This is a genomic window from Pseudomonas sp. FP198 (genome assembly GCF_030687895.1).
Taxonomy (GTDB): Bacteria; Pseudomonadota; Gammaproteobacteria; order Pseudomonadales; family Pseudomonadaceae; genus Aquipseudomonas.
Genome location: NZ_CP117452.1, coordinates 3,498,338 through 3,512,246, shown reverse-complemented (window position 1 = coordinate 3,512,246; position 13,909 = coordinate 3,498,338). Strand labels below are relative to the sequence as shown.

Annotated in this window: 10 protein-coding genes and 1 pseudogene; 4 read left to right on the top strand and 7 right to left on the bottom strand. The window is 62.6% G+C overall.

What is annotated here, in order from left to right:
- Nucleotides 1–107: 107 nt before the first annotated feature.
- The gene (locus tag PSH78_RS15845; protein ID WP_305495306.1) at nucleotides 108–383 is read right to left on the bottom strand and encodes a peptidylprolyl isomerase; all 276 of its coding nucleotides are present in this window, start codon (nucleotides 381–383) and stop codon (nucleotides 108–110) included.
- Between the two features lie 48 nt (nucleotides 384–431).
- Nucleotides 432–2,969, bottom strand: coding sequence for a PAS domain S-box protein (locus PSH78_RS15840; protein WP_305495303.1), 2,538 nt, complete (start codon nucleotides 2,967–2,969; stop codon nucleotides 432–434).
- Nucleotides 2,970–3,102: 133 nt separating this feature from the next.
- On the opposite strand from PSH78_RS15840, the gene PSH78_RS15835 reads away from it, so the two are divergent.
- On the top strand, nucleotides 3,103–4,218 hold the full coding sequence (locus tag PSH78_RS15835) for a PilT/PilU family type 4a pilus ATPase (protein ID WP_305495301.1): 1,116 nt from the start codon (nucleotides 3,103–3,105) through the stop codon (nucleotides 4,216–4,218).
- A 147-nt stretch (nucleotides 4,219–4,365) separates the two neighbouring features.
- On the opposite strand, the gene PSH78_RS15830 is transcribed toward PSH78_RS15835, so the two are convergent.
- The 4 genes from PSH78_RS15830 to PSH78_RS15815 all read right to left on the bottom strand — a co-directional run bounded on the left by PSH78_RS15830 (nucleotide 4,366) and on the right by PSH78_RS15815 (nucleotide 10,397).
- Entirely contained in the window at nucleotides 4,366–6,321 is a 1,956-nt protein-coding gene (locus PSH78_RS15830; RefSeq protein ID WP_305495299.1) for an acetoacetate--CoA ligase, read from the bottom strand.
- Between the two features lie 178 nt (nucleotides 6,322–6,499).
- Nucleotides 6,500–7,276 (bottom strand): 3-hydroxybutyrate dehydrogenase, encoded by a 777-nt coding sequence (locus tag PSH78_RS15825; RefSeq protein ID WP_305495297.1) that lies wholly within the window; start codon nucleotides 7,274–7,276, stop codon nucleotides 6,500–6,502.
- Between the two features lie 7 nt (nucleotides 7,277–7,283).
- Entirely contained in the window at nucleotides 7,284–8,675 is a 1,392-nt protein-coding gene (locus tag PSH78_RS15820) for a GntP family permease (RefSeq protein WP_305495295.1), read from the bottom strand.
- 303 nt (nucleotides 8,676–8,978) lie between these two features.
- Nucleotides 8,979–10,397, bottom strand: coding sequence for a sigma-54-dependent Fis family transcriptional regulator (locus PSH78_RS15815; protein ID WP_305495293.1), 1,419 nt, complete (start codon nucleotides 10,395–10,397; stop codon nucleotides 8,979–8,981).
- Nucleotides 10,398–10,599: 202 nt separating this feature from the next.
- Between PSH78_RS15815 and PSH78_RS15810 the strand changes: the two genes are divergently transcribed.
- From PSH78_RS15810 to PSH78_RS15800, 3 genes and pseudogenes are all read left to right on the top strand, one after another.
- Nucleotides 10,600–10,815: a TIGR02450 family Trp-rich protein gene (locus PSH78_RS15810; protein WP_305495291.1), complete on the top strand. Its 216-nt coding sequence runs from the start codon at nucleotides 10,600–10,602 to the stop codon at nucleotides 10,813–10,815.
- Between the two features lie 52 nt (nucleotides 10,816–10,867).
- Nucleotides 10,868–11,707, top strand: a pseudogene (locus PSH78_RS15805) (PAS domain-containing protein); the annotation flags it as partial.
- A gap of 12 nt (nucleotides 11,708–11,719) precedes the next feature.
- Nucleotides 11,720–12,310, top strand: a complete 591-nt coding sequence (locus PSH78_RS15800; protein ID WP_305501290.1) for a methyl-accepting chemotaxis protein — start codon at nucleotides 11,720–11,722, stop codon at nucleotides 12,308–12,310.
- 11 nt (nucleotides 12,311–12,321) lie between these two features.
- Here PSH78_RS15800 and PSH78_RS15795 read toward each other — a convergent pair whose 3' ends face one another.
- Nucleotides 12,322–13,896 (bottom strand): ABC transporter ATP-binding protein, encoded by a 1,575-nt coding sequence (locus PSH78_RS15795; RefSeq protein WP_305495289.1) that lies wholly within the window; start codon nucleotides 13,894–13,896, stop codon nucleotides 12,322–12,324.
- Nucleotides 13,897–13,909 lie beyond the last annotated feature (13 nt).

Sequence of the window (13,909 nt, the reverse complement as noted above, 5' to 3'; positions counted from 1 at the left end):
AGCCCTTGTGGGAGCGAGCTTGCTCGCGATGACGTCAGATCAGCCAGCGCTGATGTTGATTGAAATACCGCTATCGCGAGCAAGCTCGCTCCCACAGGGGCCGGCATTCAGTCGCGGTAAAACACCTGCACCAGGTGATAGCCGAACTTGCTCTTGACCGGTCCGTGCACCACCCGCAGTGGTTTCTTGAAGATCACCGCATCGATCGCGCCGACCATCTGCCCAGGGCGTACTTCACCCAAGTCCCCGCCGCGCTTGCCGGAGGGGCAGGTGGAGTACTTTTTTGCCAGCACGTCAAACGCTTCGCCCTTGGCGATGCGTTGCTTGAGCTGTTCGGCTTCTTCGGCGGTTTTCACCAGGATATGGCGGGCTTGGGCTTTCATTGCAGCGGTGACCTGAGCGGTGCAAAAGGGCGGCGATTATGCCTCAAGTCAGCTGCCATGGTTGATCATCGCCCGAATCTTGTTGGCCAGCAGATCGAGGGTGAACGGCTTGGCAACCATGTCCATGCCTTGCTCGAGGAACCCCTGGCGCTCGGTGGCTTTCTGCGCATAACCGGTCATGAACAGGACTTTCAAATCAGGCCGGTGCTGACGGGCGATTTCAGCCAACTGCCGGCCGTTCATGCCTGGCAGGCCGACATCGGTCACCAGCAGGTCAATGCGCTGCCCGGATTCCAGCAACAGCAGAGCCTGCCGGCCGTCCTCGGCTTCGAGGGCGGTGTAGCCCAAGGTGGCCAGCAGGTCGAGCACGAGCATGCGCACCGCCGGTTCGTCTTCGACCAGCAACACGGTTTCCCCGGCAATGGCCGGCGGCGCGTCCGTGGCCGCCGGCGCCGTGGGTTGTTCGGTCGCGGCAACGCGCAGCCGCGGCAAGTACAGCTGCACCCGCGTGCCCTGGCCTGGCACGCTGTCCAGGCTCAGGTGCCCGCCGGACTGCTGGGCAAAGCCGTAGATCATCGACAGGCCCAGGCCGGTGCCCTGGCCGATGGGTTTGGTGGTGAAGAACGGATCGAAGGCCTTGGCGAGCACGGCGGGGGTCATGCCGCTGCCGTTGTCGCGCACGGCGATCATCACGTAGTCCCCGGCCTTGACCGGTTCCAGCGTGCTGATGTCGCTGCCGTCGAGGTAGACGTTGGCGGTTTCGATGGTCAACTCGCCGCCGTCGGGCATCGCGTCCCTGGCGTTGATCACCAGGTTGAGCAGGGCGTTTTCCAGTTGGCTGGCATCGGTACTGACCGGCCACAGCTCATCAACCAGTTCAAGCCGCAGCACGATGTGATCGCCGGTGGTACGGCTCAACAGGTCTTCGAGTGAGCGCACCAGGCCATTGGCGTCCAAGGGTTTGCGGTCCAGCGACTGGCGCCGGGAAAAAGCCAGCAGGCGATGGGTCAGGGCCGCGGCACGATTGGCCGAGGAGATGGCCGCTTCGGTAAACCGGCCTATCTCGGCGGCGCGGCCCGAGGCGATGTAGCGCTGCATCAGGTCCAGGCTGCCGAGAATGCCGGTGAGCATGTTGTTGAAGTCATGGGCAATGCCGCCGGTGAGTTGGCCCACCGCTTCCATTTTCTGCGCATGGCGCAGCGCTTCTTCGGCGCGTTCGCGCTCGAACATCTCGCTTTGCAGGCGATGGTTGGCTTCGGCCAGTTGCTGGGTGCGGGCGATCACCCGTTCTTCCAGCGTTTCGTTGAGATTACGCAGCGCTTCTTCGGTTTTCTTGCGCTCGGTCTCGTCGATCACGAAGATGTAGAAGCCGTTCACCGCGCCGTCACTGCCATGGCGCGGCAGGTAGTTGATCAATGCATGCCGTGGCCGGCCATCGCGATGGGCCGATTGCACGGTGAAACTGCACGGCTTGCCCGCCAGGGCGCCGGCGATCTGTTCGGCCCGCGCCGCGTAGGCTTCGTCGCCGATGACCTCGCGAATGGTCTTGCCGTACAGCTCCTGCGGGGTCAGCCCGTACCAGTTCAGGTAGGCGCTGTTGTTCAGGCGGAAGCGCTCTTCGCGATCGACATAGCTGATCAGCACCGGCATGGCGTTGATGATCAGTTGCAGCTCGGTCTGGCTCTGGCGCAGGGCGTGCTCGGTGCGCTTGCGCGCGGTCAGGTCCAACGCCGCGCCAAGGAAGCGCTTGGGCCGGCCGTGGCGATCCTTGTAGCAGCGCCCGCGCACGAATACCCAGCGCAGTTCACCGTCGGGCTGCAGCAGCCGGTACTCCTCGGCATATTCAGTGCCATGGGTGATGCAATGCTTGATGCTGCGCGCGACCATCGCCCGGTCTTCGGGGTGCACGCCTTCCAGGTATGCGCTGATCGGCAATTGCCGCGACAGGCTCGGATCGACGCCATGCAGCAGGGCGAAATGCGCATCGGCGATGAAGCGGTCTTCGCTGATGTCCCAGTCCCAGGTCCCCAGCGCATCGGTGGCCGCCAAGGCCAGTTGCAGGCGTTCCTCGCTTTCCTGCTGGGCCTTGAGGCTGGCCTCGGAACGCCGCTCGAATTCCTGGGCCAGCCGGCGTCGTTCGCTGGTCTCGATGGCCGTGACCAGGATCCCGGCGACACTGGCGCTTTCGTCGTGTATCGGGCTGTAGGTCAGGTCGAGCCACACGTCACAGAGGCGGCCACTGAAGGGCATGCGCCAGCGTTGGTCGCGACAGGCGTACATGCGCCCTTGCAACACACTGTGATAAATCCCCTCGGTTTTGCCCCGAAGTTCAGGCCAGGCCGTGTGGGTGGGTTGGCCGAAGGCCCTGGGGTGCTTGTCGCCGACCAGCCGGGCATAGGCGTCGTTGTACAGATGGGCCAGCTGCGGCCCCCACAGCACGGCCATCGGCATGGGTGAGTGGAGCATGATGTCCACGGCGGTGCGCAGGCTCTGGGGCCAGGTATCGATGGCGCCCAGCGGGCTGGTGGTCCAGTCCTGACGGGCGATCAATTGCTGTGTGTCGCTGCCGGCGGGTATTGCGTTCATCACGGGAGTCCCTGGGTGTTCATGTCGATGCTGCGGCTTCTACTATCCTCTGGAGAAGGTAAGCGCGGGTTGATCTGAAGTTTTCTGGCTCGGGTCAACGTGTCCATTGAAGTTTGCGGAAGTTTTTCAGGCCATGGAAATTGATCCCTTGTTACGCATCCTGGCAAGCCAGGACGGTTCCGACCTCTACATGTCCACCGGTGCACCGCCCTGCGCGCGTTTTGAAGGTGTGCTCAAGCCGCTGAGCAACCAGGCGTTCAAGGTCGGCGACATCGCCGGGCTCGCCGAGTCATTGATGGACGCCGAACAGCGCCTTGAGTTCGATCGGGAACTGGAAATGAACCTGGCGATTTCCCTGGCCGGTGTCGGGCGGTTCCGGGTCAACATCTTCAAACAGCGCAACGACGTGTCCATGGTGATCCGCAACGTCAAGCTGGACATCCCGCGTTTCGAAGACCTGAAGCTGCCCAAGGTGCTGCTGGAAACCATCATGCAGAAGCAGGGGCTGATGTTGTTCGTCGGTGCGACGGGTTCGGGCAAGTCGACCTCCCTGGCGGCGCTGATCGATTACCGCAACCGCAACAGCAGCGGTCATATCATCACCATCGAGGACCCGGTGGAGTATATCCATCGACATAAAAAATCGATCGTCAACCAGCGGGAAGTCGGGGTGGATACGCGCAGTTTCCATGCCGCGCTCAAGAATACCTTGCGCCAGGCGCCGGACGTGGTGCTGATCGGCGAAATCCGCGACCGGGAAACCATGGAGCATGCCCTGGCCTTTGCCGATACCGGCCATCTGGTGATTTCCACCCTGCATGCCCACAACGCCAACCAGGCTTTGGACCGGGTGATCAATTTTTTCCCGGAAGAGCGCCGGGCGCAACTGCTGCACGATTTGGGCAACAACCTCAAGGCGTTTGTTTCCCAGCGCCTGGTGCGCACCCGCGGTGGCCAGCGGCGGGCGGCGGTGGAGGTGATGCTGGGCTCGCCGACGGTGGCCGACCTGATCCGGCGCAACGAGCTGGGCGAGCTCAAGGGCATCATGGAAAAATCCGAGGAACTGGGCATGCAGACGTTCGACCAGGCATTGTTCAACCTGGTGGTCGAAGGCGCCATCGACGAGGAAGAAGCGCTGAAAAATGCCGATTCGGCGAACAACCTGCGGTTGCGCTTGAAGCTGCATGCGGAGACGGGGGCCGCGCCGCCGGCCGATCCGCCGGCGGGGGAGTGGGGGCTCATGGACTGAGGTGACCCGTTGTGGCGAGGGGATTTATCCCCGCTGGGGCGCGCAGCGGCCCGAAACCAGCCACCTCGATGTGTCAGACGTCAGCATAGGGCTGCTTCGCAGCCCAGCGGGGATAAATCCCCTCGCCACGAAGATCGTTTGCGATGCTTAGGACGCAAGCTCCGGCCGCGCGCGAAACTGCTCCAGCGCCTCGGGATTGGCCAGCGCATCGGTGTTCTTCACCGCCTCGCCATGCACCACGTTGCGCACGGCCAGTTCCACCACTTTTCCGCTGATCGTGCGCGGAATGTCGCTGACGGCGAGGATTTTCGCCGGTACATGGCGCGGCGTCGTGTTAGCGCGGATGACCTGGCGAATCTTCTGCTCCAGGGCATCGTCCAGCACGACGTCATCACGCAGGCGCACGAACAGCACCACTCGTACGTCACCCTGCCATTGCTGGCCAATGGCGACGCTGTCGAGAACCTCTTCGACTTTTTCCACCTGCCGATAGATTTCCGCCGTGCCAATGCGCACGCCACCGGGGTTGAGTACCGCGTCGGAGCGTCCGTGGATCAGCAGGCCGCCGTGGGCCAGTTCTTCGGCGTAGTCCCCTTGGGCCCACACCCCGGGGAACTGGCTGAAATAGGAGGCGCGAAGTTTATCCTGGCGCGGGTCGTTCCAGAGCCCGATGGGCATCGCCGGAAAATGCCGGGTGCAGACCAGCTCGCCTTTCTCGCCGATCACCGCCTCGGCGGCCTCGTTCCAGACCTGCACCGCCATGCCCAGGCTCTTGCCCTGCATCTCGCCCCGGCGCACGGCGGACAGCGGGTTGCCGTTGACGAAACAGGAGACGATATCGGTGCCGCCGGACATCGAGGCCAGGCAAACGTCGGCCTTGAAGTCGCGATAAACGTAGTCGTAGCTGTGGGGCGCCAGGGCCGAGCCGGTGGACAGGAGGGTCTTGAGGCTGCCCAGGTCATGGCTCTGGCGTGGCTGGATGCCTTGGCTTTCCAGGGCGGCGAGGTATTTCGGGCTGGTGCCGAACACGCTGATGCGCTGTTGGTCGATCAGGTCGAGCAGGCGTTCGGGACCGGGGTGAAACGGCGAACCGTCATACAGCACCACCGAGCTGCCCACCGCCAGGGCCGAGACCAGCCAGTTCCACATCATCCAGCCGCAGGTGGTGTAGTAGAACAGCCGATCCCCGGGACCGAGATCGACGTGCAGGCCATGTTCCTTCATATGCTGCAGCAGCACACCGCCGGTGCTGTGGACGATGCACTTCGGCACGCCGGTGGTGCCGCTGGAGTAGAGGATGTACAACGGATGATCGAACGGCACGCTGGCGAACTCCGGCTCGCCACCGCTTTGATAAAAGTCCTCCCACAGCGCAACGCCGGCCAGGGTCTCGAAATCCTCGACGCGAGCATCGGGTCGGGCGTAAGGCAGCACGATCAACTGTTGCAGGGACGGCAGCCGCGCAAGGATCTCGTTCACCTTCGGGCGCTGGTCGATGACCTTGCCGGCATAACGATAACCGGCACAGGTAATCAAGACCTTGGGCTCGATCTGGCCGAACCGGTCGATGACGCCCTGGGTGCCGAAATCCGGCGATGAGCACGACCAGATCGCCCCCAGGCTCGTCGTCGCGAGCATGCCCACCAGCGTCTGCCAGGTGTTGGGCATGCAGGCGGCGACCCGGTCGCCCTGGGTCACGCCGGCGGCTTGCAGGCTTTTCTGCAGGCCGGCGACATGGGCGGCGAGCTCGGCCCAGGTCAGCGTTTGCTCAGTGCCGTCTTCATCAACGGCAACCACCGCCACGGTGTTATCGCGACGGCGCAGCAGGTGTTCGGCGAAACTCAGCGTGGCCCCCGGGAACCAGCGTGCACTGGGCATATGCGGGCCTTCCACCAGCACTGCGGTGGGGCGCTGGTGAAAACGGATGTCGAAGAAGTCCACGATGGCCTGCCAGAAGGCTTCGCGCTGGTCGATGCTCCAGGCGTGCAGGGCCGGGTAATCGTTCAGCTGCAGCGAGTGCCGTTCGTTGACGAACCGGCGCAAGGCGTCCATGCGCGACCGGGCGATGCGTTCGGGGCTGGGTTGCCAGAGGATGTCGGACATGGGGTGCCTCTTGTTTTTCCGGGGCTTGCGAACATTGCAGCACACAGCGTTATTTATGGCGAGAAGCGCTTCCGTGGCGAGGGAGCTTGCTCCCGCTGGACTGCGAAGCAGGCCCCAATAGGCGGCCGCTACGCAGCCGAGCGGGAGCAAGCGCCCTCGCCACGGGGATCGCGGAGGGTTACTGCGCCAACCATCCTCCATCAACATTCCACGCCGCGCCCCGCACCTGGCTGCCGGCTTCGCTGCAGAGGAACAGCACCAGTTCCCCCAGCTGCGGCGGGGTGACGAATTCCAGGGACGGTTGCTTCTCGGCCAACAGATCGTGCTGGGCCTGCTGCGGGTCGACGCCGCTGGCGATGCGGTCGTCGATCTGTTTCTGCACCAGTGGCGTCAGCACCCAGCCTGGGCAGATTGCATTGCAGGTCACGTTGCTGGTGGCGGTTTCCAGGCCAACCACCTTGGTCAGCCCGATCACCCCATGCTTCGCGGCGACGTAGGCGGCCTTGCCCACCGAGCCGACCTGGCCATGCACCGAGGCGACGTTGACGATCCGTCCCCAGCCCTTGGCGCGCATGCCCGGCAGGCTCAGGCGAGTGGCGTGGAACACCGAGGACAGGTTGATGGCAATGATCGAATCCCAGCGCTCCACCGGGAAATCCTCTACTGCGGCCACGTGCTGGATCCCGGCATTGTTCACCAGGATGTCCACGCCGCCGAAATCGCGCTCGGCGTAGGCGAGCATGTCGGCAATCTGTGCCGGGTCGCTGACATCGGCCGGATGATGGCCGACCTTGCCACCGAACTGCTTGACCTCGGCGATCACCGCCGAGGCATCGCCGAAGCCATTGAGGATCAGGTTGGCGCCGGCCTTGGCCAGGCTCAGGGCGATGCCCAGGCCGATGCCGCTGGTGGAGCCGGTGACCAGGGCAGTCTTGCCGGAAAGAAATGTCGTCATGGAAACCTCACACAATGCCAGTGGCGTAGAACACACCGATCACGAAGAACACCGCGAGGGTCTTGATCAGCGTAATGCAGAAAATGTCTTTGTAGGCTTCACGATGGGTCAGGCCGGTGACGGCCAGCAAGGTGATCACCGCGCCGTTGTGGGGCAGGGTGTCCATGCCGCCGCTGGCCATGGCGGCCACCCGGTGCAGCACTTCCAGGGGAATGTTGGCGGCGTGGGCGGCGCTGATGAAAGTTTCGGACATCGCCGCCAGGGCGATGCTCATGCCCCCCGAAGCGGAACCGGTGATGCCTGCCAGTAGCGTTACGGTGACTGCTTCGTTGACCAGCGGATCGGGAATGTTCTTGAGCCAGTCGGCCAGCACCAGGAAGCCCGGCAACGAGGCGATCACCGCACCGAAACCGTATTCCGAGGCGGTGTTCATCGCGGCGAGCAAGGCACCGCCCACCGCGCTCTTGCTGCCTTCGGCCAGTTTGCTGCGAATCGCGCGGAAGCCGAACAGCAGCACCATGACAATACCCACCAGCAAGGCGGCCTGTACCGCCCAGATCGCGGTGAGCTTGGCGATGTCGCTGGTCACCGGTGTCGCCATGCCCGGCAGCGCCAGGCTGTGAGTCTTGCCGTACCACTGCGGGATCCACTGGGTAAACAACAGGTTCATGATCCCTACCGCCAGCAGCGGCGAAACCGCGATCCACGGGTTGGGCAGCTTGATGTCTTCGGCGGTTTCCGGCTCGTTGCGCAGTTCGGTGCCATAACCTTCACCGGCGCGTTGGGCCTTGTTGCGCTGGCGCTGCAAAAACAGCATGCCGAAGCAGAAGACGAAGATCGTACCGATCACGCCCAGCCACGGCGCCGCCCAGGCGGTGGTGTTGAAGAAGGTGCTGGGGATGATGTTCTGGATCTGCGGCGTGCCGGGCAGGGCGTCCATGGTAAACGAGAATGCGCCGAGGGCGATGGTGGCTGGAATCAGCCGCTTGGGAATATTGCTCTGGCGGAACATCTCCGCGGCGAACGGGTACACCGCGAACACCACGACGAACAGCGACACGCCGCCATAAGTGAGCAACGCGCAGACCAGCACGATCACCAGCATGGCCTGGCGCGTGCCCAGCAGGCGAATCGCCGCGGCGACGATGGAGCGGGAGAAACCCGACAACTCGATCAGCTTGCCAAACACCGCGCCAAGCAGGAACACCGGGAAATAGAGTTTGATGAAGCCGACCATCTTGTCCATGAACACCCCGGTGAACGCGGGGGCGACGGCGGATGGATCGGTAAGCAGGACCGCGCCGAGGGCGGCGATCGGGGCAAAGAGGATGACGCTGTAGCCACGGTAGGCGGCAACCATCAGCAGCGTCAGGGCTGCCAAGGCAATGATCACACTCATGGTGTGTCTCCTGGGATTGTTATTGTTGTGGGTAAGGCTTTGAGGAGGGCTATAGCGATATCTGTGCCAGATGGCTAAGTCGCTGATAGATAAGGATAAATTTTGTTACTGAAAAGCGAGGGAAAAGGATTATTCTCTGTTTTGAGATTTTTGTTGGAGGGGCCGACCTCTTCGCGAGCAGGCTCGCTCCCACAGGAAATGCTGGGGGACTGACAGAACCCTATACCTGTGGGAGCGAGCCTGCTCGCGAAGAGCGCGCAGAGCTCCAAGATCCACAGTCTAAAAAAAGAGACTTGAGTCTCTTTATTGAGACTCTGCAATCCCCAGCGCCACCATCTTCTTGTACAACGTCGATCTCCCCAGCCCCAATCGCTCGGCCGCCTCGACTACCTTGCCATCGCAATGCGCGAGGGTGGTTTCGATCAAGTGCCGGTCAAATCGAGCCCGGGCCTGGCTGAAGGTTTCCTGCGCCAATAACGGCTCCAGGCTCGGGCTTGTCGTGCGCTCAACCGGGATGAAAGTACCAATGGCCGCGCGGATATCAGCTGCGCTGAGCATCAGGTCGTCGCTGAGCAACGCGGCTCGTTCCAGCACGTTGCGCAATTCCCGAATGTTGCCCGGCCAGGCATGTTGGCCCAGCAGATCGAGGGCGTCGCGGTGCAGTTCGTGCTGGCTGCGCAGTTCTTCGAGGATCGCCTCACTCAATGCCGGCAGATCATCCAGGCGCTCGCGCAGCGGCGGGACCTGGATCGGCAGCACGTTGAGACGGTAATAGAGGTCGGCGCGGAACTCGCCGCGCTTGATTGCCGCTTCAAGATCGGTGGAGGTCGCGGCAATGATCCGCACATCGCTCTGCAACACCTCGTTGGAGCCGACCGGTTCGTATTCCTTCTCCTGAAGCACTCGCAGCAGTTTGCTTTGCAGCGGTAGCGGCATGTCGCCGATCTCGTCGAGGAACAGCGTGCCGCCTTGGGCGATCTGCAGTTTGCCGGCGCGGCCCTTGCGGTCGGCGCCGGTGAAAGCGCCTGGCGCGGTGCCGAAGAACTCGGCTTCGAGCAGCGATTCGGGGATGGCAGCGCTGTTGATGCTGACAAAGGCCTTGTGCGCCCGCGGTGAAGCACTATGGATCGCTTGGGCCAGCAACTCTTTGCCGGTACCGGTTTCGCCGAGCAGCAGCACCGGTGAATCGGTACTGGCGCTGCGTCGGGCGCGGCGCTTGACCTCCAGGCCGGCGCTGCTGGTGCCGATGAAGTGGGCAAAGTTGTACTTGGTCTGCCGCGCCCGCAGCAACGAGCGGGTGGAGGCCAGTTCTTCCTGCATGCTCAGATAGCGCTTGAGCATCGGCGACAGGCTGCGCAACTCATCGAACAGGGCAAAACCGATGGCGCCGATCACCGCGCCGGCGTTGTCGTGGATCGGCAGGCGCATCACCACCAGCGGTTCCTTGGGCGTGTCCTGCATGTCCAGCAGGATCGGCCGTCCGGTGCGCACCACCTCACGCAGCAAGCTGCCGGGGATGACGCTTTCGCAGGCGCGGCCGATGGCTTCCTGCGCCGAATTCAGGCCGAAACGACGGGCGTAGCGCTCGTTCATCCAGACGATATTCGCATCGCGATCGACAATGACCGTGCCTTCGCTGGACTGCTCGATGATCTCGAACAGCGAGCGGATCGCCAGCGTGCGTACGCGCTTGTAGTCCTTGAGACTTTCGGTGGGATTCATCGGGCATTCCAAAAAGAGGTGGGCTTGCCGGCACCCTCGGATGAGTCGCGGCATTATGCCTGATCAAACTCGGCGTTCTGTAGTGGGGGCGAGTCTGCTGGAGGGGGCTGTTTTTACCGCCAGAACTGCGATGGGAAAAACTGTACATATGAAATAACCTGTACATGTTTTTACGCCCATCTGCGACGGCACTGGAGGATTCATGAATAAATTCAACCCTCGCAAACTCCACCTTTCCAAGTGGACCGCCTGCGACCCTGTCCATCGGGAAAAGCATTTCCTGGTAACCCAATTGCTCTGTGACGAACAGGATCGCCCCGTTCAGGTTGAGTTGCAGGCGGTATACAGCGGACGATCGGCCATGCTGGACTGGCGTGAGCTGACCGACAGCGAACGCTGGAAAATCGGTTGGCACTAAGCCTTGGACAGGTGAGCGAATTTTCCTTCAGAAATTGTACATAAGAAAAATTATGTACAACTTTTGCTGCGGTGGTGGCTTAATAGTGTCTCTTCGGGAAGGCATTCCGCCTTTCGAACGGCTACGGCCAAGCACTCATGTCACCGGGAGCGGCACCCCAATGTTCATTCGCACTCGCAAACATCAGGACGTCTTGCACGAGACCCAGGGCGCACTGGCCTCTCTCGAAGCCGAGCGGACGGCTTTTCACCAATCGATGGCGATCGTCGAGTTCGCGCCTTCAGGCGAAATACTTGGCGCCAACGCGCTGTTTCTGGATATGACCGGCTACGTGCTGGAGGACATCCTCGGCAAGCATCACCGGATGTTCTGCGCGCCTGAGTACGCCAACAGTCGCGAATATGCGGTGTTATGGCAGCAACTGGCGCAGGGTGAGGGTAGCGAACAGCAGTACCTTCATCTGGCGCGCGATGGCCTTGGGTCGTGGGTGCAAGCCAGCTACATTCCTGTGCGCGATCAGCGCGCCAGGGTCGAACGCATCATCCAGGTCAGCCGCGACATCAACGACCGCGTGCTACGGGCTCAGGCCGAGTCGAGTTTCATGCAGGCGATCGATCGCTCCATGGCGGTGATCGAATTCGATCTCGGCGGTCATGTCATCAATGCCAACGTCAACTTCCAGAAGGTCATGGGTTATGGCCTGGAGGAAGTTCGCGGCCAGCACCACCGGATTTTCTGTGAGCCTGGCGAAGTTCAAGGCGAGGCCTATCGCGATTTCTGGGCCAGGCTGAATCGCGGTGAATACAAGAGCGGGCTTTTCCAGCGCGTTGACAGACACGGCAACACCGTCTGGCTGCAGGCTACCTACAACCCGCTCTACGATGCCCAGGGTCATTTGTACGGGGTGGTCAAGTTTGCCACCGACAGCACGCGTGAAGTCGAGCAACGCCAGACCGAATCAAAGGCGGCGCAGTTGGCCTTCGAGACGTCCCGGCAGACGGATGAGCACACCCAGTTGGGCACCGCCGTCGTGCAGCAGACCGTGACCGTGGTGCAAAGCATCGCCGATGAACTGCAACAGGTCGCCACCGGGATCAGCGCCCTCAGCGCGCAGTCCGAAGAGATCGGCAACATTGTCGACGCCATCCGGGGGATCGCGGAACAGACCAACCTGCTTGCCCTCAATGCGGCCATCGAGGCCGCTCGTGCCGGTGAGCAGGGGCGCGGCTTCGCGGTGGTTGCCGATGAAGTGCGCAATCTGGCCCGGCGCACCAGCCAGGCGACCGTTGCCATTACCGAAGTGGTCGGCAAGAACCGCGACCTGGCCAGGCAGGCGGTGGGCAGCATGCAATCGAGTACCGCCAAGGCCGAGCAAGGCGTGAAGCTGGCGAACCAGGCTGGCACCGTCATCCTCGACATCCACCGGGGGGCGAAGCAGGTGGTGGAGGTCATGGGCGAATTCGCCCAGACCCTGGACCAGCGCCGCGAAGCCTGACCGGGTCAGGCTTATCCCGGATGCGCCGCCGCCAGCAGTTCCTGGGTATAAGGGTGTCGGGGTGAGTCGAAAACGTCGTGGCTGGCGCCTTGCTCGACGACCTTGCCGTCCTTGATCACGATCATGTCATGGGCCAGGGCCCGCACGACCGCCAGGTCGTGGCTGATGAACAGGTAGGTCAGGCCGTGTTTTTCCTGGAGCTGGCGGAGCAGGGCGACCACTTGTTTCTGCACCGTGCGATCCAGCGCCGAAGTCGGTTCGTCCAGCAGGATCAGGGCGGGCTTGAGCACCAGCGCCCGGGCGATGGCGATGCGTTGACGCTGGCCACCGGAAAACTCGTGCGGGTAACGATGCCGGCTCTGCGGGTCGAGGCCGACTTCCTTGAGCGCCTGGATCACCTGGGCTTCGCATTGCTCGGCGCTGGACCTGCTGTGGACTTCCAGACCTTCGCTGATGATCTGCTGCACCGACATTCGCGGGCTGAGACTGCCAAACGGGTCCTGGAAGACGACTTGCATCTGCTTGCGCCAGGGCCGCAGTTCTTTCTGCGACAGCTGATCAAGGGCTGCGCCGCTAAAACGGATGCTGCCTTCGGATTCGATCAACCGCAGGATCGCCTGGCCGAGCGTGGACTTGCCGGAACCGGATTCGCCAACAATGCCCAGGGTCTTGCCGCGCTGGATGCTCAGGCTGATGCCATCCACGGCGCGCAGGTACTGCTTGCGCCGCAACAGCCCGCCACCGATGGGGAAGCTGACCCGCAAATCCTCAACCTGCAACACGTCTTCACGCTCGTCCCGGGGCAGGGCTTCGCCTTCCGGCTCGGCGTGCAGCAGTTCGCAGCTGTAGGGGTGTTGCGGTGCGCTGAACAACGTTTCGCAAGGCGCCTGCTCGACGATTTCTCCCGCCTTCATCACGCACACCCGCTGGGCGATGCTGCGCACCAGGTTGAGGTCATGGCTGATCAGCAGCAGGGACATGCCGAGCCGCTGCTGCAATGACTTGAGCAGCAGGAGAATCTTGCGTTGCACCGTCACGTCCAAGGCAGTGGTCGGCTCGTCGGCAATCAGCAACTCCGGTTCGCAGGCCAGGGCCATGGCGATCATGACCCGCTGGCGCTGACCGCCCGATAGTTGGTGGGGATAGGCCTTGAGCCGTTCGGCCGGGTTCTGGATACCCACCAGGTCGAGGAGTTCCAGGATGCGCTGGCGCGCCGCTTTGCCGCCCAGTCCCTTGTGCAGCATCAACGTCTCGCCAATCTGCTTTTCGACGCTGTGCAATGGATTCAGCGACGTCATCGGCTCCTGGAAAATCATTGCGATCCGATTGCCGCGCAACTCACGCAAGGTCTTGGCCTCGGCGCCCACCAGTTCCTGGCCTCGATAACGAATGCTGCCGGTGGTGCGTGCGCCGCTGTCGGTCAGCAATTGCAGAATCGAGTGCGCCGTCACCGACTTGCCTGAGCCGGATTCGCCCACCAGGGCCAGGCATTCGCCAGGGCGGATATCCAGGCACAGGTCGCGCACTACCGGTTGGTCGTTGAAGGCCACGTTCAGGTTGCGGATTTCGATCAGGTTGTCGCTCATCCAAAAGCTCCGC